This is a genomic window from Sphingomonas sp. 320_CC (genome assembly GCF_059691795.1).
On the sequence record NZ_JCAWAE010000001.1, the window covers coordinates 591696 to 615809 of the forward strand.

General features: G+C 65.7%; 24 protein-coding genes. 9 read left to right on the forward strand and 15 right to left on the reverse strand.

What is annotated here, in order from left to right:
• Positions 1-3 precede the first annotated feature (3 nt).
• The 12 genes from AC59GX_RS02660 to AC59GX_RS02715 form a co-directional block, all read right to left on the reverse strand.
• Entirely contained in the window at positions 4-201 is a 198-nt protein-coding gene (locus AC59GX_RS02660; protein WP_426281084.1) for a hypothetical protein, read from the reverse strand.
• Positions 198-1346, reverse strand: coding sequence for a tRNA guanosine(34) transglycosylase Tgt (gene tgt, locus AC59GX_RS02665; protein WP_426281083.1), 1149 nt, complete (start codon positions 1344-1346; stop codon positions 198-200). The genes AC59GX_RS02660 and tgt overlap by 4 nt, the downstream gene beginning before the upstream one ends.
• Before the next feature lies 1 nt (position 1347).
• The gene (locus AC59GX_RS02670) at positions 1348-1803 is read right to left on the reverse strand and encodes an EF-hand domain-containing protein (RefSeq protein WP_426281082.1); all 456 of its coding nucleotides are present in this window, start codon (positions 1801-1803) and stop codon (positions 1348-1350) included.
• Positions 1804-1811: 8 nt separating this feature from the next.
• Positions 1812-2837, reverse strand: coding sequence for a tRNA preQ1(34) S-adenosylmethionine ribosyltransferase-isomerase QueA (gene queA / locus AC59GX_RS02675; protein WP_426281081.1), 1026 nt, complete (start codon positions 2835-2837; stop codon positions 1812-1814).
• A 7-nt stretch (positions 2838-2844) separates the two neighbouring features.
• Positions 2845-3573 carry a peptidylprolyl isomerase gene (locus AC59GX_RS02680; protein ID WP_056060592.1) on the reverse strand — a complete coding sequence of 243 codons (729 nt, stop codon included), beginning with the start codon at positions 3571-3573 and terminating at the stop codon, positions 2845-2847.
• A 212-nt stretch (positions 3574-3785) separates the two neighbouring features.
• A complete protein-coding gene (gene coaD, locus AC59GX_RS02685; RefSeq protein WP_056060588.1) occupies positions 3786-4292 on the reverse strand; it encodes a pantetheine-phosphate adenylyltransferase in 507 nt (168 codons plus the stop codon).
• A gap of 22 nt (positions 4293-4314) precedes the next feature.
• Positions 4315-5205, reverse strand: coding sequence for a polyprenyl synthetase family protein (locus AC59GX_RS02690; RefSeq protein WP_426281079.1), 891 nt, complete (start codon positions 5203-5205; stop codon positions 4315-4317).
• Positions 5206-5218: 13 nt separating this feature from the next.
• On the reverse strand, positions 5219-5458 hold the full coding sequence (locus AC59GX_RS02695) for an exodeoxyribonuclease VII small subunit (protein ID WP_056060585.1): 240 nt from the start codon (positions 5456-5458) through the stop codon (positions 5219-5221).
• A 73-nt stretch (positions 5459-5531) separates the two neighbouring features.
• Complete coding sequence (locus AC59GX_RS02700) at positions 5532-5729, reverse strand: hypothetical protein (protein ID WP_253071912.1); 198 nt, start codon at positions 5727-5729, stop codon at positions 5532-5534.
• 61 nt (positions 5730-5790) lie between these two features.
• Positions 5791-7476 carry a GGDEF domain-containing protein gene (locus tag AC59GX_RS02705; protein ID WP_426281078.1) on the reverse strand — a complete coding sequence of 562 codons (1686 nt, stop codon included), beginning with the start codon at positions 7474-7476 and terminating at the stop codon, positions 5791-5793.
• A gap of 284 nt (positions 7477-7760) precedes the next feature.
• Entirely contained in the window at positions 7761-10079 is a 2319-nt protein-coding gene (clpA, locus tag AC59GX_RS02710; protein WP_426281077.1) for an ATP-dependent Clp protease ATP-binding subunit ClpA, read from the reverse strand.
• 143 nt (positions 10080-10222) lie between these two features.
• On the reverse strand, positions 10223-10417 hold the full coding sequence (locus AC59GX_RS02715; RefSeq protein ID WP_056060574.1) for a DUF1192 domain-containing protein: 195 nt from the start codon (positions 10415-10417) through the stop codon (positions 10223-10225).
• A gap of 123 nt (positions 10418-10540) precedes the next feature.
• Between AC59GX_RS02715 and AC59GX_RS02720 the strand changes: the two genes are divergently transcribed.
• From AC59GX_RS02720 to AC59GX_RS02750, 7 genes are all read left to right on the forward strand, one after another.
• The gene (locus tag AC59GX_RS02720; protein ID WP_136191384.1) at positions 10541-11521 is read left to right on the forward strand and encodes an NAD(P)H-quinone oxidoreductase; all 981 of its coding nucleotides are present in this window, start codon (positions 10541-10543) and stop codon (positions 11519-11521) included.
• A gap of 340 nt (positions 11522-11861) precedes the next feature.
• Positions 11862-12746: a UDP-2,3-diacylglucosamine diphosphatase gene (locus AC59GX_RS02725; protein ID WP_497300760.1), complete on the forward strand. Its 885-nt coding sequence runs from the start codon at positions 11862-11864 to the stop codon at positions 12744-12746.
• 160 nt (positions 12747-12906) lie between these two features.
• Positions 12907-13929, forward strand: coding sequence for a glycosyltransferase family 4 protein (locus AC59GX_RS02730; protein WP_426281074.1), 1023 nt, complete (start codon positions 12907-12909; stop codon positions 13927-13929).
• Between the two features lie 99 nt (positions 13930-14028).
• Positions 14029-14706, forward strand: a complete 678-nt coding sequence (locus AC59GX_RS02735; RefSeq protein ID WP_055873545.1) for a DUF1013 domain-containing protein — start codon at positions 14029-14031, stop codon at positions 14704-14706.
• A gap of 449 nt (positions 14707-15155) precedes the next feature.
• Complete coding sequence (locus AC59GX_RS02740) at positions 15156-16220, forward strand: MBL fold metallo-hydrolase (protein ID WP_497300762.1); 1065 nt, start codon at positions 15156-15158, stop codon at positions 16218-16220.
• A 34-nt stretch (positions 16221-16254) separates the two neighbouring features.
• Positions 16255-17124 (forward strand): dienelactone hydrolase family protein, encoded by an 870-nt coding sequence (locus AC59GX_RS02745; protein WP_426281072.1) that lies wholly within the window; start codon positions 16255-16257, stop codon positions 17122-17124.
• Positions 17125-17311: 187 nt separating this feature from the next.
• Positions 17312-17926, forward strand: coding sequence for a glutathione S-transferase family protein (locus AC59GX_RS02750; RefSeq protein ID WP_426281071.1), 615 nt, complete (start codon positions 17312-17314; stop codon positions 17924-17926).
• A gap of 621 nt (positions 17927-18547) precedes the next feature.
• Here AC59GX_RS02750 and AC59GX_RS02755 read toward each other — a convergent pair.
• The 3 genes from AC59GX_RS02755 to AC59GX_RS02765 form a co-directional block, all read right to left on the reverse strand.
• Positions 18548-19066 (reverse strand): thioredoxin family protein, encoded by a 519-nt coding sequence (locus tag AC59GX_RS02755; RefSeq protein ID WP_426281118.1) that lies wholly within the window; start codon positions 19064-19066, stop codon positions 18548-18550.
• A gap of 5 nt (positions 19067-19071) precedes the next feature.
• Positions 19072-20742: a DEAD/DEAH box helicase gene (locus tag AC59GX_RS02760; RefSeq protein ID WP_497300764.1), complete on the reverse strand. Its 1671-nt coding sequence runs from the start codon at positions 20740-20742 to the stop codon at positions 19072-19074.
• Between the two features lie 348 nt (positions 20743-21090).
• A complete protein-coding gene (locus AC59GX_RS02765; protein ID WP_426281069.1) occupies positions 21091-21561 on the reverse strand; it encodes a hypothetical protein in 471 nt (156 codons plus the stop codon).
• A gap of 76 nt (positions 21562-21637) precedes the next feature.
• Here AC59GX_RS02765 and AC59GX_RS02770 point away from each other — a divergent pair, with 76 nt between their 5' ends.
• Both AC59GX_RS02770 and AC59GX_RS02775 read left to right on the forward strand, forming a co-directional pair.
• Positions 21638-23110 (forward strand): FAD-binding oxidoreductase, encoded by a 1473-nt coding sequence (locus tag AC59GX_RS02770; protein WP_426281068.1) that lies wholly within the window; start codon positions 21638-21640, stop codon positions 23108-23110.
• Positions 23111-23172: 62 nt separating this feature from the next.
• Positions 23173-23958: a SapC family protein gene (locus AC59GX_RS02775; RefSeq protein ID WP_056047545.1), complete on the forward strand. Its 786-nt coding sequence runs from the start codon at positions 23173-23175 to the stop codon at positions 23956-23958.
• The last annotated feature ends 156 nt before the right edge of the window (positions 23959-24114 follow it).

Sequence of the window (24114 nt, forward strand, 5' to 3'; positions counted from 1 at the left end):
TCCTTACTTGTTGCGGTTCGCGAACAGCACCGCGCCCGCGATCGCCGCGGAGCCGATGCCGACGCCCAGGCCGATCTTCGCGAGCGGCCAGCTCTTGGCCTTCTCCGCGGCGTTATGCGCGGCGGCTTCGGCCTGCAGCTTCGCCTCCTTGGCGGCGACAAGGATTTCGTTCGGGGTGTCGCTGTCGATCTTGATCGTCACTTGGGCTCTCCTTCACTCTTCCGGGCATACACGCCACGGAAATCATTCGCGAACTGCGTCAGCGTCCCCGAGGCGATCGCCGCCCGCAGATCCGCCATCAGCGTTTCGTAGAACCAGATGTTATGCTCCGTCATGAGCATAGCGCCAAGCATTTCGCCCGACCGGACGAGATGATGCAGATACGCCCGGCCCCAGGTCGCGCAGACCGGGCAGGGACAGGCGGGATCGAGCGGCCCCATATCCTCGGCGAACTTCGCGTTGCGGATGTTGATCGGGCCGGTGCGCGTGAAGGCCTGGCCGGTGCGGCCCGACCTGGTCGGCATCACGCAATCGAACATGTCGATCCCGCGCTCGACCGCGCCGACGATGTCGTCGGGCTTGCCGACGCCCATCAGGTAGCGCGGCTTGTCGACCGGCAACTGGTCCGGCGCGAAGTCGAGGCAGCCGAACATCGCCTCCTGGCCCTCGCCGACCGCGAGCCCCCCGACCGCATAGCCGTCGAAGCCGATATCGATCAGCGCATCCGCCGACGACTTGCGGAAGCCCTCGTTCAACGCGCCCTGCTGAATCCCGAAGATCGCATTGTTCTCGGCATGCTCTTCGCCTGCATCGAACGCGGCGCGCGACCGCTTCGCCCAACGCATCGATCGCTCCATCGCCGCGGCCTGCACTTCTCGCGTCGACGTCGTCGGCACCAGTTCGTCGAACGCCATGACGATGTTCGAGCCGAGCAGCCGCTGGATCTCGATCGACCGCTCGGGACTGAGCAGGTGCCGCGTGCCGTCGAGGTGCGACTTGAACGAGACGCCTTCTTCGGAGCGCTTGGTCAGGTCCGCGAGGCTCATAACCTGATAGCCGCCGGAATCGGTGAGGATCGGCTTCGACCAGCCCGAGAACGCGTGCAGACCACCCAGCCGCGCAACCCGCTCGGCCCCCGGCCGCAGCATCAGGTGATACGTGTTGCCGAGGATGATGTCCGCGCCCGCACCGACAACGTCGGCGGGCTTCATCCCCTTGACGGTGGCCGCGGTGCCGACCGGCATGAACGCAGGCGTGCGGATGTCGCCGCGCTGCATCGCGATGACGCCGGTGCGCGCCTTGCCGTCGGTGGCGGAGATGGTGAAGTCGAAGCGGGGACGAGTCATATCAACGTTTCTTGCGGATGCCGTAGCGATCGCCGGCCGGCGCGCCGCGGATGGTGATGAGTTCGGCGCGGGTCAGCACGCCATCCTTGTCGCGGTCGAACCGCGTGAAGAACTGCGCGAACCGCGCCTGGAGTTCGGCCAGCGTGATCCGGTTGTCGCCATCGCGATCGACCTCGAACGGGCTCGGCAACGCGTTGCGATCGCCGAGCCACGCCTGCGCCCAGTCGGCAAAGGCAATGTACCCGATCGATCCAGTGGCAGCCCCCTCAGCGGTGGCATAGCTCCGCGCGATGCCCGCAGTCAGTTCGGCCTGCGTCACGCGGCCATCACCGTTCGCATCGCACGCGGCGATGAACAGCGCGGCGGGCTCGGCGAAAATCGTCGCGGGCGGTTGCGGCGTGCCAGCGGGCGGCGGCGCGGCAACTATGGCCTGGAGCAAAGCGAGTACGAGCAGCATGCCGCCCGTCATGGCAGCAGAAGCGAGGCGTCGCCATAGCTGTAGAAGCGATACTTCCCGGCGATCGCATGCGCATACGCCGCCTGCATACGCTCACGTCCCATCAGCGCCGACACGAGCATGAACAAGGTCGAGCGCGGCAGATGGAAATTGGTCATCAAGCCGTCGATGCCGCGGAACCGGTAGCCCGGCGTGATGAAGATCGCGGTGTCGCCGTCGAATGGGCGGATCACGTCGTCCTCGCCGGTCGCGCTTTCGATCAGCCGCAGCGACGTCGTCCCGACCGCGATCACGCGACCACCGTTCGCGCGGACCGCGTTGAGCCGATCGGCCGTGGCGGCATCGATCCGGCCCCATTCGGCGTGCATCTTGTGCTCGGTGGTGTCGGTCGCCTTCACGGGAAGGAACGTCCCCGCGCCGACATGCAGCGTCAGCGTCGCATGACCGATCCCCGCCGCCTCGAGCGCCGCCATCAATCCTGGCGTGAAGTGCAACGCCGCCGTCGGCGCTGCGACCGCTCCCGGCTCGGACGCGAACATCGTCTGGTAATCGTCCGCATCGCGTTCGTCGGTAGGACGCTTGCCGGCGATATACGGGGGCAGGGGCATGTGACCCGCGCGTTCGAGCAGCAGTTCGACCGGCTCGTCGCCCGCGAACACCAGCGCGTAGCTCCCATCGTCCTCGCGATCGACCGCCGCCGCGCTGACGCCGTTGCCGAACTCGATCACGTCGCCGTCGCGCAACCGCCGCGCATTGCGAATGAACGCGCGCCACCGTCGCGGCCCCTCGCGTTTGTGCAAGGTCGCGCCGATCTTGGCATCGCCGCGTCGCCCGTCGAGCTGCGCCGGGATCACGCGCGTATCGTTGAACACGAGCATGTCGCCACGCCGCAGCAGCGACGGCAGGTCGGATACGCCTGCATCCGTGGTGCGATCACCTTCGAGCACCAGCATCCGCGCGGCATCGCGCGGCACCGCGGGGCGGAGCGCGATGTTGTCGGTCGGCAGGTCGAAGTCGAAAAGGTCGACGTTCAACGTGAAGTCACTTCTTTGCAGGAGCCTTCTTTACCGGCGCCTTGCGAGCGGCCGGCGCGAGCTTTGGCTTGGCAGCGTCAGGCCCCGAAGCCGTGCCCGGCAACGTCACCGGTGCACCGAGCGCGGGGGCAGGCGGCCCAGCCATATACGCCGGGGGATTGTCCGCCGCGATATACGCATGGACGATCCGCGACGGGTTCGCCGGCGGCTCGCCACGCTCGATCGCGTCGACATACTGCATCCCGTCAAGCACGCGACCGAACACGGTGTATTTCTTGTCAAGGCTCAGGCGCGGCTGGAAGACGATGAAGAACTGGCTGTTCGCGCTGTCCTCCTTGTCCGAGCGTGCGGCCGAGACGGCACCGCGGACGTGCGGCAGGTAGTTGAACTCCGCCTTCACGTCGGGGAGCGTCGAGCCGCCGGTGCCGTCGCCCTTGGGATCGCCACCCTGCGCCATGAAGCCGTCGATCACGCGGTGGAACGCGAGGCCGTCATAGAAATGCTGGCGGGTGAGCGTCTTGATCCGCTCGACCATCAGCGGCGCGACGTCGGGCCGAAGCCAAATCGTGACGCGCCCACCGGTCGACAGATCGAGCAGCAGCAGGTTCTGCGTATCCGTGGTCAGGGGTGGGGTCGCGCGAACGGCAGGCGCCACGACTTCCTTCTTCTGCGCTGCACCAGCCGGTACCGTGACCAGGCACCCGAGCAACGCGAACATTCCGACGAAAAAGCGCATCAAATTCCCACTCGAAAGAGGCCCGGCGCAACCAGGCTGCCGCCACTTAGAGCAAATCCCCGCTTGCGCCAATCTGAACGTGATGGGGATCACTGCTTCCCTCCCTGGAAGGGAGGGGCCGGGGGTGGGTAGGCTCGCTTGAGCCTCAAACGTTCGACCAAGCGGAACCCGACCCACCCCAACCCCTCCCTTCCGAGGAGGGGAGAAGGAGATCAGCTGCCCTTGCGGCCGATCTTCTCGACTCGCGCTACGACTTCTTCGCGCACCGACTCCGGCACGAACTTGGCGATATTCCCGCCGTACAGTGCGATCTCCTTTACCAGCCGGCTCGCGATCGGCTGCAACGCGACGTCGGCCATCAGGAACACCGTCTCGACGCGCGGATTGATCTGCTGGTTCATCCCCGCCATCTGATACTCGTACTCGAAATCGGCGACCGCACGCAGGCCCCGGACGATCACTTTCGCCCCCTGCCGCTCGGCAAAGTCCATCAGCAGCGAATCGAACGCCACCACCTCGATATCGCCGTCGACGTCCGCGACCTCGCGGCGCACCGTCGCCATTCGCTCCTCGATCGTGAACATCGGCGACTTCGACGGATTGGTCGTGACGCCGATCACCAGCCGGTCGACCAGCTTCGCGCCGCGCCGGATGATGTCCATATGACCCAGAGTCACGGGATCGAAGGTCCCCGGGTAAACCCCAATCCGTGCCGTCATGCCGATCTCCCCGGTTGTAGTTCTAGCGGTCGCGTTCGAGCACAAAACGGGCGATATCCCGCAACAGGTCGGCTTCCTTGCCAAAGCTGTGCAGATGCGCGACCGCCTGGTCGACGAGCATCCGCGCCTGTTCTCGCGCGCGCTCGGGCCCGAGCAGCGACAGGAACGTCTCCTTGCCCGCCACCTCGTCCTTGCGCAGCGACTTGCCGACGACCGCCTCGTCGCCCTCGGCATCGAGCAGGTCGTCGGCGATCTGGAACGCCAGCCCCAGGTCATGCGCGTAGCCACGCAGGCCCACGCGACCTTCCGGCGGCAGCCGCCCGAGAATCGCGCCGGCCTCAACCGACGCCGAGATCAGCGCGCCCGTCTTCATCTGCTGCAACCGGGTCACGGTGTTGAGGTCGAAGCGCGTATTCTCAGCCTCGATGTCCATCTTCTGGCCACCGGCCATGCCGTTTGGCCCGGACGCCCGCGCGAGGTCCATGACCAGTTCGATGCGGACGAACGGATCGGCGTGCGTTGCCGGATCGGCCAGGATCTCGAACGCCATCGCGTGCAGGCAATCGCCCGCCAGGATCGCGGTCGCCTCGTCGAACACCTTGTGCACGGTCGGCTTGCCGCGGCGCATGTCGTCGTCGTCCATCGACGGCAGATCGTCGTGGATCAGCGAATAGACGTGGATCGCCTCGATCGCCGTCGCCGCCCGTGCCGAACATTCGCGTGCCACGTCGAATAGATTGGCGGTCGCGAATACCAGCAACGGCCTCAGCCGCTTGCCCCCACCGATCGCCGCATGCCGCATCGCGCGGTACAGGTCGCCGCGCGGATCGTCCGGAATGGTCAGCAGCTGGTCGAATTGCCGGTCGATCTCCGCGGAGACCTCGGCAAGCGCGGCATCAAGCGTGACGGGCATCCCGCTCACCGCGTCAGCCCGCCGCGAACGGGCGGACGCCCGCGGGCTTGCCGTCGCCGTCGAGCCGGATCGCCTCGATCCGCGCCTGCGCCGCATCGAGCCGGTCGGCGCAACGCTGGCGCAGCTTGTTGCCGCGCTCGTACAGCTCGATCGCCTGCTGAAGCGGCGTGTCGCCACTTTCCAGCTTCCCGACGATAAGCTCGAGTTCCTTCAGTGCATCCTCGAACGCGAGGTCTTCGATCGGCGTGTCCATGTCCGTCGCTATGGCGCAGGCACGCGACGAGGGTCAAGGACGCGCGAGAGGGCGCCGGATATGCGGCACGCACCTACCGCAGGCGGTTGACGGTCCAGGTGTATAATACGGAGACACCGACCAGTCCGAAATCGACGACGGCCTGCATCCGGTGTGGCGAAGGGTCACTCTTGTCGTGCGTAATCAGCCGGAAGTCTGCGGTCGGATGGCGCACGGCGAGCGTTACAAGGCCAAGCCCCGCCACCGCCAACACAAGTTTCCGGTTCCGCATCGTCGATCTCCCAGGCGTGCGATCATGGCGCACGCGTTGCCGTTTCGCAAGCGAACCGGCTTTAAGCGGCAATCGGAAGTATGCCTGCGTCGCGCGACCGATCGCGCCCGGCGCCCTTGGCCGCGAACAGCGCGCGATCGGCGCTGCGATACAGCGCCTTCCAGTCTGATTCGCGCTGCAGCGGCCCCGTACAGCAGCCGATGCTGGCAGTTATCGCCATGTCGAACGGCATGCGCTGGCTGCGCAATCGCTCAAGGATCGTGTCGGGCAGGACCGGCGTGGTTGCGTCGATGAGGATGGCGAACTCCTCGCCGCCGATCCTCGCGACCAGAGCGTCGGTCGGCACCGCGTTGCGCAATACCCGCGCCACGACCCGCAGGACTTCGTCGCCGCCATCGTGGCCGATGGTTTCGTTGACGTGCTTGAAGTGATCGACGTCCGCGATCAGCAGCATCTGATCGCCCGACCGTCCGATCGCGCGATCCAGGAATGCACGGCGATTGAGCAGCCCGGTGAGCGGCTCGGTATCCGCGAGCAACCGCGCCGCGATCTCCTGTTCACGCGCGTCGTCGCGTTCGACGCTGAGCAGGCGAATCCGGTACGCGATCGCCAGGCTGGACAGCAGCGCCTCCAGCATCATGGAGATCATCGTCGAATTATCGATCCAGAAACTCCACGACATCAGCCCCAGCGCACCCGCGATCCGGAGGCTGGCGAAGACGATGGGGGCGCCCCAGGCGAGCGTGAACATCCAGAGATAGCTGCTGCGAACCCGCCAGGCTCGGTACAGCACCGGCGGCACTAGCGCGATCAGCGGGATGTAACTGAGCGTCAGCAACCGATCGAGCCAGTAGATTTGCCACGGCGCCAGGATCGCAAACGCAATTCCGGCCGTGGCGAGCGTCGCGAGCGCCACGTTGCTGGCGGGGCGCGGCCAACCATCGAACACCGCGCGCTCGAAAAAGGCGCGCGCGAAGACCAGGACCATCCCCGCACAGATGGCCAGCAAACATACGTTGAGTTTCAAGCGGACGTTGTTGTCGAGTGACGGCACAAGCTGGCCCAGCGCGGCCGACGACGAAAAGGCGTACCCGAGCAAGCATAGCACCAGCAGGCAATAGACCGGCTGGAACGACTGTCGAAGCGCACCCCACAACGCGAGATTGTAGACGATCAACGCGATCGCCATGCCGCCGAAGCTTGCATACAGCGCTGACAGGATGATCTCGCTCTCTGCGGCTTCCGCGGCCGTTGCGAGTGTCGGCCCGAGTACGACGCCCCGCAAATTCGCCGAACCCTCGACGTGCCAAAGCAGGCGGACGGGGGGCGCAACGTGCGGCGGCAGCGTCAGAGACAGGGTTGCGCCGATCATGAGATGGCGGCCGGACGTGCGACTGGTGAACCCGGTACGGCGGATCGCGCCGTCTGCGTATAGGACGAAGAGCGTGACGCGATCCTGCCAGACGCTCGCGGTCAGGGCACGCAGATCAGGAATGTGCGTCAGGTTCGTCGGCAAAGCCTGCGACAGAACCCAGAAATCGCCGGACCCATAGGCCGACTGGGGCGTGGTGCAGTCGAACCGTGAAGGCGTTCGAAACAAGGCAGGTACGGAAAGCCCTGGGGTAGCCCGCATAATACAGACATCGAGCAGTTGCCCGGTCCGTGCCTCGGCCGGCGCAGCACCGAGCATCGCCAACGCCGTCGCAACGATGCCGATGAGCCAAGTGATACGAAACCCAAACGTCATGCAGACACCGTCTAAGCCGCCTTCGCCAATTAATGGTAAAGAGGCGCCCGTACGACGGCGTAATCAATCGGATATCGACCATACTGGATCGATTTATGCCGATTTGGCTCGCAATTCGAACCACGCTATCGGCTTCGTGAAGTCGCTTCGTCCTTACCGCCGATCGTGTCTCAACGACGGAACCGGGCGCGAGCCGAAAGCGGATTGGTAGAATTTGGAGTGCTGTCATCCAGCTTTTCCAAATCAAACCTGGTCCAGCTCTCGCTGAACCAGGTTGATAATCGTCAGCTGGCGTCGACGGTCTCCGTCTTGCCCTTCTTCTTGGGCTTCTTCGGCGCGGCAGGTTCGATCGCGAACGACAGCGCGCCGTCCTTCATCTTCACCGTCACCTCGCCGCCATGGACCAGCTTGCCGAACAGGAGTTCCTCGGCGAGCGGCTGCTTGATCTTCTCCTGGATCAGGCGACCCATCGGTCGTGCTCCGTACAGCTTGTCATAGCCCTTGGTCGTGAGCCACGCCTTCGACTCGTCGTCGAGGACGATGTGCACGCCGCGGTCCGCCAACTGGAGTTCGAGCTGGAGGATGAACTTATCCACCACCCGCGCCACCACTTCGGTCGGCAGATAGCCGAACGGCACCACTGCATCCAGACGGTTGCGGAATTCCGGCGTGAACATCTTCGTCACGGCCACCTCGTCCTCGCCTTCACGCGACAGGTTGCCGAAGCCGACCGTCTCGCGCGCCATGTCGCTGGCACCCGCATTGGTCGTCATGATCAGGATGACGTTGCGGAAATCGACCGACTTGCCGTGCTGGTCGGTCAGCCGCCCGTTATCCATCACCTGCAACAGGATGTTGAACAGGTCCGGATGAGCCTTCTCGATCTCGTCGAGCAACAGGACGCAGTGCGGGTTCTGGTCGATCGCATCGGTCAGCAGACCGCCCTGGTCGAACCCGACATAGCCCGGCGGCGCACCGATCAGACGGCTGACCGAATGCCGCTCCATATATTCCGACATGTCGAAACGCTGGAGTGGAATGCCAAGGATCGTCGACAGCTGCTTGGCGACTTCGGTCTTGCCGACGCCGGTAGGCCCGGTGAACAGATAGTTGCCGATCGGCTTCTCCGGCTCGCGCAGACCCGCCCGCGCCAGCTTGATCGCCGACGACAGCTTCTCGATCGCCGCATTCTGCCCGAACACCACACGCTTCAGGTCGGTCTCGAGCGTGGCCAACGCAAGCTTGTCGTCGGTCGAGACCGACTTCGGCGGGATGCGTGCCATCGTCGCGATGACCTGCTCGATCTCCTTCGGCGTGATCGTCTTCTTGCGCTTGTTCGGCGGCACCAGCATCTGCATCGCGCCGACCTCGTCGATCACGTCGATCGCCTTGTCCGGCAGCTTGCGGTCGTTGATGTACCGCGCCGACAGCTCGACCGCCGACTTGATCGCATCGGGCGTGTACTTGACGTTGTGGTGATCCTCGAACGCCGAGCGCAGGCCGGCGAGGATCTTGATGGTATCCTCGATCGTCGGCTCGTTCACGTCGATCTTCTGGAAGCGCCGCAGCAGCGCGCGGTCCTTCTCGAAGTGATTGCGGAACTCCTTGTACGTCGTCGAGCCGATGCACCGGATCGTGCCGCCGCTGAGCGCCGGCTTGAGCAGGTTCGAGGCATCCATAGCACCGCCACTCGTCGCACCCGCACCGATCACGGTGTGGATCTCGTCGATGAACAGCACGGCATCAGGCAGCTTCTCGAGCTCGTTGACGACCGCCTTCAAGCGCTCCTCGAAGTCACCACGATACCGCGTCCCCGCCAGCAACGCGCCCATGTCGAGCGAGTAGATGACGGCAGGCAACAGCACGTCGGGCACGTCGCCCTCGACGATCTTGCGCGCCAGGCCTTCCGCGATCGCGGTCTTTCCGACGCCGGGATCACCGACATAGAGCGGGTTGTTCTTCGACCGGCGGCACAGGATCTGGATCGTCCGATCCACCTCCGGACCACGCCCGATCAGGGGATCGACCTTGCCGTTGCGGGCCTTCTCGTTGAGGTCGACCGTGAATTGCTTGAGCGCGCTTTCCGTCTTGCCCTTCTCCTGTCCCTTAGCCGGCTTCTCGTCGTCCGCACCCTTTGGCGTGGATGCTTCGGTCGCCTGCTGCCCGCCCTTGCCGACACCGTGGCTGATGAAGCTGACCGCATCGAGGCGGCTCATGTCCTGCTGTTGCAGGAAATAGACGGCATAGCTCTCCCGCTCGCTGAACAACGCGACGAGCACGTTGGCACCCGTCACTTCGTCGCGACCCGAGGACTGGACGTGAAGGATCGCGCGCTGGACGACGCGCTGGAATCCGCTGGTGGGAGAGGGATCGGTCGCCGCATCGACCTTCAGCGCATCGAGTTCGCTGTCGAGGTAGTGCGCGACGGTATTCTTCAGTTCGCCGATCTCGACGTTACACGCGGTCATGACCTTCGACGCATGTTCGTCGTCGATCAGCGCGAGCAGCAGATGCTCCAGCGTCGCATATTCGTGGCGCCGGGACGACGCCGCCTCGAGCGCCTTGTGCAGCGTGGTCTCGAGGGCGGGTGCAAATGATGGCATTTACAATACTCCTGTCGGGCCGCGAACACGCAGGCCCTTTGCCACTATGTCGGAACTGATATTGGTCGCATCAAGCACTTGAACCCGGCCCCGTCCGTTCCTGCGCTGCCTAAATGCGACGCTTGTGGAGGCGAGCAGCGCGATCACCGCCTGAACAGGTCGTCGGCGCTGGCGCGGTGACTGACCGCGCGATCCTTCTTCAGCTGGCAGCGCGCGATCTCGCCCTGCAGCACGGTGATCCGCGCATCGAGCTCCGCGACCGACAACGGATCAAGGTCCTGTCGCACGAGCGCGTCGAGCAGATCGTCGGGACGGGAAGGGGTGTCGTCCGGTTCCATAGTTTCTGTAACGTTGACCCGCACCAGAGTGATGTCAATAAGGCGCGGAAATCTAAAGGGACGTGACGAGCGATGACCGCGATACCCGAAAACCAATCCAGTAACTTAGGTGTACCTGACGTCATGAAGGCGATCGATCCGGAACAGCCCGGCGGTCCCGAAGTGCTGGTCCTCGTCGACCGTCCCGTGCCGCGGCCGGGGCAGGGTGAGGTGCTGGTCAAGGTGGCGGCCGCCGGGGTCAACCGCCCGGAGGTCATGCAGCGCCAGGGCAAGTATCCGCCGCCGCCGGGTGCTCCCTCGATCCTCGGCATGGAGATCTCCGGCACGATCGTCGCGGTCGGCGACGGCGTCGGCGATGAACAGGTCGGCCAGCTCGTCTGCGCGCTGATCTCCGGCGGTGCGTATGCGGAATACGCGGTCGCACCGTTCGGCCAGTGCTTGCCCGTCCCCGAGGCACTGACGATGGTCGAGGCGGCGGCGATGCCCGAGACGCTCTTCACCGTCTGGACCAACCTCTTCGAGCGCGCCTACGCGATGGAGGGCGACACGGTTCTCGTCCACGGCGGCACCAGCGGCATCGGCACTATGGCGATCGGGCTGTGCAACGTTTTCGGCATCGACATCATCGTGACGGCCGGCTCGAAAGCGAAGTGCGAGGCGGCGCTCAGCCTCGGCGCGACCCACGCGATCGACTACAAGTCCGAGGATTTCGTCGAGCGGGTGAAGCAGATCACCGGCGGCAAGGGCGTCGCGGCAGTGCTCGACATGGTTGGTGGCGACTACGTGCCGCGCAACCTGCAATGCCTCGCGGAAGATGGCCGGCATGTGTCGATCGCGGTCATGGGCGGCGCGACGGCGACCGTCCCCCTGTTCGAGATTATGCGCCGCCGCCTGACGCTGACCGGCTCCACGCTCCGCCCGCGCGACACCGCGTTCAAGTCGCTGGTCGCGGACGAGCTCGCCCGGACGGTGTGGCCGCACGTCGAGGCCGGCAAGCTGAAGCCAGTGATCGACCGCACCTTCGCCTTCGCGGACGCACCGGCGGCACACACCCGGATGGAAGCGGGCGACCACGTCGGGAAGATCGTGCTGACGATGGAGTAAGGGGGGGCAAACGCCAACACCCACACTACCCCACCCCGGCGAAGGCCGGGGCCCAGTTGGGGACGCTAAGCAAGGGAGCGGCGCGCTTCGTTATTGCCACCTCTCCAACTGGGCCCCGGCCTCCGCCGGGCTGGGGCCTCAAAGCGTTACCCGACCAAAGCTTGTTCTCCCGCGAAGGCGGGAGCCCAGTCTGGATCCCCGCCTTCGCGGGGAAACATGCTGACTTGTTCAGCTGAAAAACGATAGATACGCTGACTTGGAACAGTCACCGGACTGCGACCACCGTGTAACAATACTCGCCTAATACTCGCGACAAGGATAGTTTTGCGGGGGCAGGCTCATGAACGCCATTACGACGTTTTCGCCATCTAGCTTCGTTGGCGCCGATATCACCGACATCGCCGACTTCATTCACTCCCGGCCCGCCGTACCCGAGCCGGTCGTCGAACGCCGCCAGTATCGCACGATCTGGATCTCCGACGTCCATCTCGGCACGCGCGGATGCAACGCCGGGATGCTCAACGACTTCCTCGATCACGTCGACAGCGAGACGATGTATCTCGTCGGCGACATGATCGACGGCTGGCGGCTGAAGAAGAAATTTTACTGGCCCGCCGCGCACAACGACGTGATCTGGCGCCTGCTCAAGCGCGCCAAGCGCGGCACCCACGTCGTCTACATCCCCGGCAACCACGACGAAGTGTTCCGCCAATATTCCGGCCTCGACCTGGGGGGCATCTCGATCCGCCGCAACGCGATCCACGAGACGGCGGACGGTCGCCGCCTGCTCGTCCTCCACGGCGACGAGTTCGACGCGATCACGCTCGCACACCGCTGGGTCGCGCACATCGGCGACGCCGCCTACACGATGCTGATGGGCCTCAATCGCTGGGTCAACGGCGCGCGCCGGCGGATGGGCATGCCCTATTGGTCGCTGTCGAAGCACGCCAAGGCCAAGGTCAAGAACGCCGTCGCCTTCATCTCGCACTTCGAGGAAGTCGTCGCGCACGCCGCCGGCGTCCGCGGTGTCGAAGGCGTCGTCTGCGGCCACATCCATACCGCCGAAATGCGCGAGATCGCCGGCATCGCCTATTACAACGATGGCGACTGGGTCGAAAGCTGCACCGCCCTCGTCGAGCATTTCGACGGCCGCATGGAGCTTCTCCACTGGGGCGACGAAATCGCCGCCCGCGAACGCGACAAGGTCATAAGCCTGGCCGCTTAACTAACCCTTTCCCCGACGGGGAGAGGGCAAGTCGCGTCAGCGGCGCGGGTGAGGGCAAGTCCACGACGCCAGTTGAAGCGTGCCCTCACCCTCCCACCCGGCTGCGCCGGTCGGGCCCCTCCCTCTCCCCATGGGAGAGGGGCAAAACGGAGAAGACACGATGCGTATCGCGATCGTCACGGACGCCTGGAGCCCACAAGTCAACGGCGTCGTCCGCACTCTCCAGTCGGTCCAGCGCGAGCTCGAATCCGTCGGCCACGAGGTCCTGGTAGTCTCCCCCGAACGCTTCGCCTCGATGCCATGCCCGACCTACCCCGAGATCCGCCTCGCCTTCGCCCGCTCGGGCGCCGTAGGCCGCATGCTCGCCGCGTTCGGCGCCGACGCGATCCATCTCGCTACCGAAGGGCCGGTCTGCCTCGCCGCCCGTAACTGGTGCCTAGCCCGCGCGCTCCCGTTCACCAGCGCGTATCACACCCAATTCCCCGACTATATCGCTGCCCGCACCGGCGCGAACCCCGACTGGATCTGGCGCTACATCCGCTGGTTCCACCGCCCCGCGCAATCGATCCTGGTCTCCACGCCGTCGGTCGCGGCAACGCTCGCAGCCCAAGGCCTGCATCAGGTCCGAGAATGGGGCAGGGGCGTCGACTTCGCGCAGTTCGGCCTCGATGGCGCGCGCGATCCCGAGATGGCAGCGCTGCCCAGCCCGATCCTGCTCTATGTCGGGCGCGTCGCGGTCGAGAAGAACATCGAGGCGTTCCTGTCCTCCGCACATCCCGGGACCAAGGTCGTCGTCGGCGACGGCCCCGCCCGCGCCACGCTCGCCCGCCGCTTCCCCGACGCCGTCTTCCTCGGCCAGCGCTCCGGCCTCGACCTCGCCGCCGCCTATCGCACAGCCGACGTCCTCGTCTTCCCAAGCCGCACCGACACGTTCGGCCTCGTCATGATCGAAGCGCTCGCCTGCGGAACCCCCGTCGCAGCCTACCCCGTAACCGGCCCGATCGACGTCCTCGACAACCGCGTCGGCGCGATGCACGAAGACCTCGACACCGCGATCGCCACCGCGCTGACCCGGGACAGCGTCACCTGCGCCGCCTATGCCGCGCGCTACAGCTGGCCCGCCAGCGCACGGCAGTTCCTCCACGCGCTCGTCCCCCTCGAAGGAAAGCTCATGGCCGCCTGAGCTTGTTCGCTTGCTTGATAGCGCCGCGCGCACTAAGTCTCTCTCATGTCAGGCCGCTCCGAAAGGGGCGGCCCTTTCTATTTTTACGGAGTTTCCGCCGTGGCCCAGCCGCTCATGCCCCACGCGACCGCCGCCTGGATGGTCGACAATACCGCGCTCAGCTTCGAGCAGATCGCGGACTTCTGCGGCCTGCACATCCTCGAGATCCAGGCGATCGCCGACGACACGACCTCGACCAAGCTCACCGGCCGCGATCCCGTCCGCGCACACGAAGTGACGCAGGACGAGATCGACAAGGGTGCCGCCGATCCCGATTATCAGCTCAAGATGATCAAGGGCCCCGAGCAGGTCCGCCGCACCAAGGGCCCGCGCTACACGCCGGTCTCGAAGCGCCAGGACAAGCCCGACGGCATCTCGTGGATCATCCGCAACCATCCCGAGATCACCGACGGCGCGATCTCGCTGCTGATCGGCACCACCCGTACGACGATCGCCGCGATCCGCGATCGCAGCCACTGGAACATCGCCAACATCACGCCGAAGGACCCGGTCACGCTCGGCCTGACCTCGCAGCGCGAGCTTGACGCCGCGGTGGCGAAGGCGGCCAAGGCAGCCGGCATGGAAGCGCCGACCGACACGCGCCTCGAAGGCGACCGCGAAGTGCTGCTCCAGCAGCTCCGCGCCGAGCGCACCCAGGCGGCCGCGGACGCGCAGTTCGTGGCAGACGGCGGCGTGTTGCCCGTCAAGCCGCTCTTCGACGACCCTTTCAAGCGCTGATCTTACTTCCCCTCCCGCAAGCGGGAGGGGGCAGGGGGTGGGCTCGCGCCCTCCTCATACGATACGGCTAGCGAGATTAGCCAACGCACAAGGCGGCGGCCGTGATGTCGAACAGTCCGCGCCTCCATGTTCTCCCGCGAAGGCGGGAGCCCAGTCTGGGTCCCCGCCTTCGCGGGGAAACAGGCTTCCTCCGTCTGAATTTGAGACGTGCCGTCCACGGTCGGATGACCGAGCACGTGCGAATTTGTGTAGTCCAACGCGATCCTCCCCCGCCAGGGGGAGGTGGCTGGCGCTGGCCAGACGGAGGGAGAGGCAAGCGACCACCTCGGCTCTGTGTCCTCCCCCTCCGTCACCTGCGGTGCCACCTCCCCCTGGCGGGGGAGGATCGAGAGAAGGTCAGCTGCCCTACAGCACTATCTCCCGCCACATCCAGTTGCTAACCGCAACGGATGGCAACCGTACCCGACACCGATTTCGCGCCGACCAGCCACAAGGGCCTGACCTACCCCTTCGGCGGCGCAGAGCCCGAAGCAGGCGACGTGTTCCAGGTCGCTCCCGGGATAGACTGGGTCCGCCTCCACATCCCCGGCCCGCTGCGCCACGTAAATTGTTGGCTCCTCGCTGACACCGACGGCGAAGCGCTGGTCGACACCGGCATGAACACCGCGGCCGCGCGCGACGCCTGGAAAGCCATCTTCAAAGGCCCCAAGGCGGACGTTCGCATCACGCGAATGATCGGCACCCACTTCCACCCAGACCATATCGGCCTCGCCGGCTGGATGTGCGACCACCACGCCGCCCCCCTGATCATGACCCGAGCCGAATGGCTGACCGCGCGCATGCTCGCCGCCGACGCCCGCGACTCCGTCCCGCACGAAATGCTCGCCTTCTGGCGCGGCGCAGGCTGGGCCCCGGAACAGATCGACCACGCCACCGCCAAGGGCTGGGCCGGCTTCCGCAAGATCATAACGCCGCTGCCGCTCAGCTACACCCGCATCGAGAACGGCGACACGCTCACCATCGGCAAGCGCGACTGGCGCGTCGTCACAGGTTCCGGCCATTCCCCAGAACACGCGTGCCTGTACGACGAAGCGGGCGGCATCCTCATCGCCGGCGACCAAGTCCTTCCCCGCATCAGCCCCAACGTCTCGCTCGGCGTCACCGAACCGGGCGCCGATCCGCTGGGCGAATGGTTCGCCTCGATCGCCAAGTTGAAGACGTTGCCCGCCGACCTGCTCGTCCTCCCAGGCCACGGCGACCCGTTCACCGGCTTCCACACCCGCCTCGACGCGATGGACCGCGAACACCGCGAGCGACTCGACGAACTCGCGGTCTTCCTCGCCGAACCCCGCCGCGCGGTCGACTGTTTCGGCCGCCTGTTCCGCCGCGCGATCGGCCCCGACGTCCTCGGCATGGCGACCGGCGAGGCGCTCGCACATCTCCGCCGCCTCGAAGTCGAAGGCCGAGCGACCCGCGACATCCAAGATGGCGTATGGTGGTGGCGCGCCGCCTGAGTTAGCATGCGGCCGAATTCAAGAGGATAGGCCCATGTGCGACGAGCATACCGCAGACGATAACGAAGCCTATCTGGCCGGCGTGTCACGCCGCCAGTTCGGCGTGATGACCGGCGCGATGGGCCTGACGATGCTGCTTCCGACGCCCGCGAACGCCGCGGTCATCAAGGGCCGCGACGTGTCGATCACAACGCCCGACGGCAAGGCCGATGCCTATTTCGTCGCGCCCGCCACCGGCAAGCACCCCGGCGTGCTGGTCTGGCCCGACATCATGGGCCTGCGCCCCGCCTTCCGCCAGATGGCCGACCGGCTCGCGCAATCCGGCTATGCGGTGCTCGTCGTCAACCAGTTCTACCGCTCGACCAAGGCGCCGTTCCTGAAGCCCGGCGAGTCCTACGACCAACCCGAAGTCAAAAGCCGCATCGCCCCATTCCGGGAAGCCCTCACGTCCGAAGGGACGGTTCGCGACGCGAAAGCCTTCACCGCCTTCCTCGACGCGCAACCGCAGGTCGACCGCAAGCGTGGGCTGGCCACCACCGGCTATTGCATGGGCGGCCCGATGGTTATGCGCACCGCTGCAGCCGTGCCGAACCGCATCCGCGCAGGCGCGACCTTCCACGGCGGCGGCTTCGTCACCGACAAGCCCGACAGCCCGCACCTCCTGATCCCGCAGATGAAGGCGCAATACCTCATCGCGATCGCCGCCAACGATGACGCGCGGTCGCCGACCGAGAAGGACACGCTCCGCACCGCGTTTGCCGCCGCGAAACTCCCAGCCGAGATCGAGGTGTACGCCGGCACGATGCACGGCTGGTGCCCGCCCGACTCGAAGGTCTACAATCCGGTCCAGGCGGACAAGGCCTGGGCCCGCATGTTGGCGTTGTTCGACAAGGCGCTGGTGTAAGCGCCCCTTCCGTCATCCTGACGAAAGTCAGGACCCAGAGCCAACAGCGCTGACGCTTATGGCTCTGGGTCCTGGGTCGAGCCCAGGAAGACGCCGGTTTGCAACGGCGTTCGTCGGCAAGCGAGCGCTTGACGCTGATCCTGCTCCATGAGACCATCGTTCACGATCCGTTCTCAAGGAGAGTCGCGTGACCCTGACCCTGTACACCAACCCGATGTCGCGCGGTCGCATCGCGCGCTGGATGCTCGAAGAGGTCGGCGCCGAGTACGAGACGGTCGTGCTCGGCTACGACACGACGATGAAGGCCGAGGCGTATCGCGCGATCAACCCGATGGCCAAGGTCCCCGCGCTGGTCCACAACGGCAAGACCATCACAGAATGCGCTGCGATCTGCGCCTATCTCGCCGAAGCATTCCCCGAAGCAGGCTTCGCGCCACGCGATGACGAACGCGCCGATTATTACCGCTGGCTGTTCTACGCAGCCGGCCCCGTCGAAGCGGCCGTCGGTAACCGCGCACTCGGTGTAGTGCCGGACGCCGCGCAACAGCGGATGATCGGCTATGGCAGCCTCGATCGCGTCATCGACGTGCTCGAACAGGCAGTTGCCGCGCACCCGTACATCGCCGGCGACCGCGTCACCGCCGCCGACGTCTATGTCGGATCGCAAGTGATCTGGGGCATGCAGTTCGGCTGGCTGCCCAAGCGCCCGACCTTCACCGACTATGCCGCCCGTTTGATCGAGCGTCCGGCGTACAAGCGGGCTGGAGATTTGGACGACGCCCTGATCGCTGCTGCAGCCTGAGGTCGATCGACGGTGTGCGACCGGTCATACCGACCTCGTCATCCTGATGAAAGTCAGGGGTCATAGCCACGGAGGCTAGCTGTCGGTATCCTGGGTCCTGACTTTCGTCAGGATGACGGCGGGGATTGGGCCGGCGTGGGGCCTGTTGCAATTGGATTTCTGGCAGAACCGATTGCGTATTGCGTATTGCGTATTGCGTATTGCGTATTGCGTATTGCGAGTTGGAAGGTTGCAAACTCGTTCCACCACCCGGGATTGGCCGGCCATGATTCGACAGGCCCCGTACCTGCGGACCGAAAGCATCGCTACCGCCCCCTTGTTCTCCCGCGAAGGCGGGAGCCCAGACTGGGTTCCCGCATTCGCGGGGAAACACGCTTGCAACGCGGACCGCGTGACCGCCGCAGTGGCCAGAAGGCTACCGGCCAGCTAATACCGTCTATCGACCCCGGTTCTGGCAGGCAGGAACCACTCCCCCACGACGTGGCACCGATCGTCGATCGTCGATCGAAACCCAACCGAGCCAGCCTCGGCGAGGCAACGCCCACCACGACCCAGATCAGCCAAGGATCTCGGCGTCAGTCGCCAGGCGTCAATCAGCGCACGCCGACTCTCAAATTCCGATCAGGCCGCCCACTTCGCCAGCCAGTCGGCCAAGGCCTGAGGCCCCATCGATCGCGCATCCGCTAATTCGGTCTCATGCCCTGCATTCAACAGCTTGTTGGTCCGCGGATCGACCACCAGTACCGCCGGCACGCCCTTCAGGCGGCCCTTGATCCCGTAACGCGCGGCAATCTGCCCGTTCTTGTCGAAACGGCCGATGTCGACCGTCACCACCACGAACTTGCTGTCGACGAAGCGCTTCATCTCCGGCAGGTCGATCGTTCCCGCCAGCAGACGGCAATCGAGACACCAGTTGCCACCGAGGTCGATCAGCAGCCGCTTGTGCGTCTTCAGTGCGCGCGCACGTGCCGCCGCAACCTGAACATTGGCGTTGGCCGACTCATTATACGGCAGCGGCAAGGGCTGGGGCAGCTTGTCGAAGCTCGCGGTGTTGACGTGCGGCGCTGCCACCTTCGCGCGGGGCGCTGCCGGCGCGGCTACCGCAGTCGCGAGCAAGGCAAGCGCGGCGAGACGGCGCATCGACATCATTCATATCCTCCGATCACGGCATTCAGGAAGCTCGGGAATGGTCCGTTCCAGCCATCCGCCGGCGTATCGGCGACCGGTTGACGGCGACCGCCAGTTGGATCCGCAGGAATGCGCTCCGTCCGTGGCGGGTCGACCTTTGCCTCTTCCGAACGAACAGCTTGCGAGCGAACCGGTTCCGACCGCGCCGGCTCCGTCTGCACCGGCTCAGACCGAACAGGCGCTGTGCGAACCGGTTCGACATACACGGGTTCGACCCGGGTGGGCTCCGCAACGCGCGGCTTGACCGCCGGCACGGGCTCGTCGATCGGCGTCCGCTCCCAGCGCGGCCGCTTCGCCACCACTGACTCGACCGCGGCCAGCACTTCGGCGACAACCGCCGGCGCGACCGTGTCCTCGCGCGGTACGCGGCGAGTCCGCGACCGCTCGCGGCCAGCGTCCGCCGCAGCAACCGGCGCGACATCCTCCGAACGCCCGCTACGACGGTTCCGCGACCGATCGCGACGCGGAGCTTCCTCGTCGGGTTCGACGGCAACCGGTGCCGCCTTGGGCTCGGCAACCTTCAGCCGTTCGATCGTCTGCCCGGTAAGCTTTTCGATATTGATGATGTTCTCGGCATCGTCCGGCGCGACGAACGTGTACGCCGTCCCCGTCGCCCCGGCGCGCCCGGTGCGGCCGATCCGGTGAACATAATCGTCCGGATGCCACGGCGCGTCATAGTTGAACACCGTCGACACGCCCTTGATGTCGAGCCCGCGTGCCGCGACGTCCGACGCCACGAGTATCGTCACCGCGCCAGTCTTGAACAGCTCGAGCTCAGCCAGCCGCTGCGGCTGTTCCATGTCGCCGTGGATCTCGCCCGACTTGTAGCCCGCCTGCTTCAGCACCTTGTTCAGGTCGCGCACCGTCGTCTTGCGGTTGCAGAAGATGATCGCGTTGGTCACCTCTTCCTGCGCTAGGATGCGGCGCAGCGTATCGCGCTTGGCGGTCTGGCTCGGCACCGGCACCAGATACTGCTTGATGTTGAGGTTGGTCGACGCCGGGCGCGACACCTCGATCGTCTTGGGATTGGTCAGGAACTTGTCCGCCAGCTTCTTGATCGGCGGCGGCATCGTTGCCGAGAACAGCAACGTCTGGCGCTGCTTCGGCAGCTTGGTGCAGATTTCCTCGATGTCGGGGATGAAGCCCATGTCGAGCATCCGGTCCGCCTCGTCGATCACCAGCAGCGAACAGCCGTTGAGCATGATCTTGCCGCGTCCGAACAGGTCCATCAGCCGGCCCGGCGTCGCGATCAGGACGTCGACGCCCTTTTCGAGCGCGGCGAGCTGGTCGCCCATCGACACGCCACCGATCAGCAGCGCCATCGAGAGGTTCGAGTTGACGCCGTATTTCTCGAAATTCTCCGCCACTTGCGCTGCAAGCTCGCGCGTAGGTTCGAGAATCAAGGAACGCGGCATCCGCGCGCGGCTACGGCCATGCGCGAGAATGTCGATCATCGGCAGCACGAACGACGCGGTCTTGCCGGTGCCCGTCTGGGCGATGCCGATGATGTCGCGCATCATCAGCACGGACGGGATCGCGCCGGCCTGGATCGGGGTCGGCTCGGTATAGCCGGAGTCGGTGACTGCCTTCAGCAGTTCGTCGGAGAGGCCGAGATCGGCAAAACTCATGCAAATGTCCGGTAAATAGAGGGTGAAATGCACTGCCCTCAAGCGTTCCGGCGCTCGCCGATTTAGCGACAAATGTCAAGGAAACGCGGTGAATGGAGGGTGGGGAGGGGGTCTTGGGGCAGATTCTTAGTCATGCCGAGCTCGTTCCGCCGCTCACGGTTTCCCGGACATGAAAGATTTGAGCTGCGAAACGGCTACCACCCTATTGTTCTCCCGCGAAGGCGGAAGCCCAGTCTGGGTCCCCGCCTTCGCGGGGAAACATGCTTTGATCGGTTTCGGCGGCCAATCGGTAGTGTGTATCGGGCGGTGCAGATGGAGCTCGCGGAGTCTCGACTTGGCCTGCCCGCCCTATTTCTTCTTCGCCCGCAAGCTCTTGAACCCCTCGATCTCGCAACGCGCGCCCGATCGCATGCGGATCGCATCGCGGTCCTTGCAGATCATCCCGTCCGGGCCCGGCCGCAGATAGAACCCCGAATAATAATCGAGCGGCTTGCAGTCGCCGTCGAGCCGCGCGCGCAGCCGCGTCGTGTCGTCCATCACCAAGTCGACCGCGCCATCCTTGTTGAGCATCGCACCCGCGATCTCGTCGACCGCGATGCATTTGGGGCCCTTGTGCTCCTTCCACTCGGTCGGCGGCGCGTAGGTGCGGACGGGGGCCCGGCTCATCCGGGGCACGCGGATGATGATGCGTTCGTGGATCGAGACCTGCGCGATCTGCAGGCCATCGAGCCTGAGTCTGGGCGAAGGGACATCGCGCATCGCCATGGCAAAGGGACCCGCAAGCGCGAGCAGGGTGGCGGGTATCGCGGGATGGATCATGGTGTCTGGATCATGCTGACGTAATCGTTAGGGCCTATCGTTGAACGCGCGATGAATTTTGTCTAGCGCCTCGTACATGGCCGAAATTCAGTCAGCAATCCTGACGCCTTCGCAGGCGGCAATGCTCGAATCCCTATCCTCGCGGCTCGACGCGAAGGCGATCGTTATCGACCCCGCCGACATTGACCCGTGGCTGCACGATTGGCGTGGCCGCTTCCACGGCGCCGCGCCCGCAATGCTCGCGCCGACTTCGACCGCCGAGGTCGCGCTGATCGTCGCGGCCGCCGCCGAGCACCGCGTGCCGCTGGTCGCGCAAGGCGGCAACACCTCGATGGTCGGCGGCGCCACCGCGCCCGCCGACGGCAGCGCGCTGATCCTGTCGCTGCGCCGCCTGAACCGCATCCGCAGCATTGATACCGACGCCGGGCTCGCCATCGCCGAGGCGGGCGTGATCCTCGCCGACCTCGACGGCGCCGCGCACGGGGAGGGCTGGCGCTTCCCGCTGACGCTCGGCGCGCGCGGGACGGCGACGATCGGCGGGCTCGTCTCGACGAACGCCGGCGGCACGCAGGTGCTCAAGTTCGGCACCATGCGCGGCCTCGTCGCAGGCGTCGAGGCGGTGCTCGCCGATGGCAGCATCTACGACGGCCTGTCCGCACTCAAGAAGGACAATCGCGGCTACGACCTCGACCAGCTCTTCATCGGCGCGGAAGGCACGCTGGCGATCGTCACCACCGCCACGCTACGCCTAGCCCCCGCAATCGCAGCGCGCGGCACCGCCTGGGTCGGCGTCGGCTCGCCCCAGGCGGCACTCAAACTCCTGCGCACGATGCAGGCGAAGACCGACGCGATCGAGAGTTTCGAGATCCTCCCCGCCGAGTCGCTCGACGCCGCCATCGCGCACCTTCCGAACGCCCGTGCTCCGCTCGCCGGCCGCCACCCCTGGCACCTCCTGATCGAGGCCACCTCCGCCACCACCGAAGGCGAGTCCCCGTCCGCGCTGCTCGAACGCCTGCTCGGCAAAGCGCTCGAGGACGGCGCGATCGAAGACGCGACGATCGCCACCAGCGAAGCCCAGTCCACCGCGTTCTGGCTCCTCCGCGACTCGCTCTCCGCCGCCGAACGCGCGCTCGGCCCCGCAACGCAGCACGACATCTCGATCCCGGTCGAGACGATGCCACGCTTCATGATCGAGGCGGCGGCGGCGTGCGACGCGCGTTTCCCCGGCACGCACGCGAGCGGCTTCGGCCATCTCGGCGACGGCAACGTCCATTTCCACGTCCGCGCCGCCCCCGGCACCGACCCCGCGCACTGGTATGCCGAGGACGCGCCGGTCGTCACCCGCTTCGTCGGCGATCTCGTGACGGCGGCCGGTGGCTCGATCTCGGCGGAGCACGGCATCGGCCAGATGAAGCGCGACGAACTCGAACGCCTGTCGTCGCCGGCGCGGATGACCGCTCTGCGCGCGATCAAGTCCGCGCTCGATCCGCTCGGCATCCTCAACCCCGGCAAGCTCGTCACACTTGCACGCCCGCCCGGCGCACCATAGAGCCTCGCCCCAATCGGTGGCATCAGCCACCGGCATTTCGACCGACCGATCCGGAGAGTAACATGGCCAGCACCGCCCAGCTTCCGCTTTTCTATAATGGCCTCGAGCCGCTTTCGAGCGACACGCACGCGAACTACAAGGTCCGCCCGCAGGACAGCGCGCCGTTCCTGGTCGGCCAGCATGCGATCCCGATCACCGTCGACGAGTTTCCGCTGGTCCAGCGCCACATGCCGATCGTCTTCTCGGTCGGCGACGACGCGATCCCGCTCGCGCTGATGGGCCTGAACGAGGGCGTCAACGTGTTCGTCGGCGAAGACGGCAAGCTGACCGAGAACACCTTCTACGTGCCCGCGTATGTCCGCCGCTACCCGTACATGCTCGCCCGGCTGCACCCCGATGCGCAGGAGCTGTCGCTCTGCTTCGATCCGACCTCGCAGGCGATCGGTGATTTCGAGGACGGCGACGCGCTGTTCGAGAACGGCCAGCCGACCGAGCTGACCAAGAACATCCTCGGCTTCAACGAGTCGTTCGAACAGGCCGGCGCGCGCACGCAGAACTTCATGAACGAGCTGCGCGAGCTCGAGCTGCTCATGGACGGCGAAGTCACGATCCAGCCCGACGGCGCGGACCAGCCGTTCGTCTATCGCGGCTTCCAGATGATCAACGAGGAAAAGCTGATCGACCTGCGCGGCGATGCGCTGCGCAAGATGAGCAAGTCGGGCATGCTCCCGCTGCTGTATGCGCACCTGTTCTCGCTCTCGCTGATGCGCGACATCTTCGCGCGCCAGGCCCAGCTCGGCATGACCCCGCAGCAGCAGATGCCCGCCCCGGCGCAGTTTAACGTCTGATAGCGAAACCGGGAGGGCGCGAAAATTATTTGGGGTGCGGTGCAGCAGGGGTTGAACCAAAACGGCGCTCACCCATTTAGATCCTGTACGGCATCGTGTCCCCCCCTTTCACGGCGCCGTACGGGACGCTTCTAGCGTCCCTCCTCCCTGAACCTA

Bases quoted from the DNA above. Each gene is read 5' to 3' on its own strand.
- tgt (WP_426281083.1), bottom strand. From the start codon at position 1,346: ATGACTCGTCCCCGCTTCGACTTCACCATCTCCGCCACCGACGGCAAG.
- AC59GX_RS02670 (WP_426281082.1), bottom strand. From the start codon at position 1,803: ATGCTGCTCGTACTCGCTTTGCTCCAGGCCATAGTTGCCGCGCCGCCG.
- AC59GX_RS02680 (WP_056060592.1), bottom strand. From the start codon at position 3,573: ATGCGCTTTTTCGTCGGAATGTTCGCGTTGCTCGGGTGCCTGGTCACG.
- coaD (WP_056060588.1), bottom strand. From the start codon at position 4,292: ATGACGGCACGGATTGGGGTTTACCCGGGGACCTTCGATCCCGTGACT.
- AC59GX_RS02690 (WP_426281079.1), bottom strand. From the start codon at position 5,205: ATGCCCGTCACGCTTGATGCCGCGCTTGCCGAGGTCTCCGCGGAGATC.
- AC59GX_RS02695 (WP_056060585.1), bottom strand. From the start codon at position 5,458: ATGGACACGCCGATCGAAGACCTCGCGTTCGAGGATGCACTGAAGGAA.
- AC59GX_RS02700 (WP_253071912.1), bottom strand. From the start codon at position 5,729: ATGCGGAACCGGAAACTTGTGTTGGCGGTGGCGGGGCTTGGCCTTGTA.
- AC59GX_RS02705 (WP_426281078.1), bottom strand. From the start codon at position 7,476: ATGACGTTTGGGTTTCGTATCACTTGGCTCATCGGCATCGTTGCGACG.
- clpA (WP_426281077.1), bottom strand. From the start codon at position 10,079: ATGCCATCATTTGCACCCGCCCTCGAGACCACGCTGCACAAGGCGCTC.
- AC59GX_RS02715 (WP_056060574.1), bottom strand. From the start codon at position 10,417: ATGGAACCGGACGACACCCCTTCCCGTCCCGACGATCTGCTCGACGCG.
- AC59GX_RS02720 (WP_136191384.1), top strand. From the start codon at position 10,541: ATGAAGGCGATCGATCCGGAACAGCCCGGCGGTCCCGAAGTGCTGGTC.
- AC59GX_RS02725 (WP_497300760.1), top strand. From the start codon at position 11,862: ATGAACGCCATTACGACGTTTTCGCCATCTAGCTTCGTTGGCGCCGAT.
- AC59GX_RS02730 (WP_426281074.1), top strand. From the start codon at position 12,907: ATGCGTATCGCGATCGTCACGGACGCCTGGAGCCCACAAGTCAACGGC.
- AC59GX_RS02740 (WP_497300762.1), top strand. From the start codon at position 15,156: ATGGCAACCGTACCCGACACCGATTTCGCGCCGACCAGCCACAAGGGC.
- AC59GX_RS02745 (WP_426281072.1), top strand. From the start codon at position 16,255: ATGTGCGACGAGCATACCGCAGACGATAACGAAGCCTATCTGGCCGGC.
- AC59GX_RS02755 (WP_426281118.1), bottom strand. From the start codon at position 19,066: ATGCGCCGTCTCGCCGCGCTTGCCTTGCTCGCGACTGCGGTAGCCGCG.
- AC59GX_RS02760 (WP_497300764.1), bottom strand. From the start codon at position 20,742: ATGAGTTTTGCCGATCTCGGCCTCTCCGACGAACTGCTGAAGGCAGTC.
- AC59GX_RS02765 (WP_426281069.1), bottom strand. From the start codon at position 21,561: ATGATCCATCCCGCGATACCCGCCACCCTGCTCGCGCTTGCGGGTCCC.
- AC59GX_RS02770 (WP_426281068.1), top strand. From the start codon at position 21,638: ATGGCCGAAATTCAGTCAGCAATCCTGACGCCTTCGCAGGCGGCAATG.
- AC59GX_RS02775 (WP_056047545.1), top strand. From the start codon at position 23,173: ATGGCCAGCACCGCCCAGCTTCCGCTTTTCTATAATGGCCTCGAGCCG.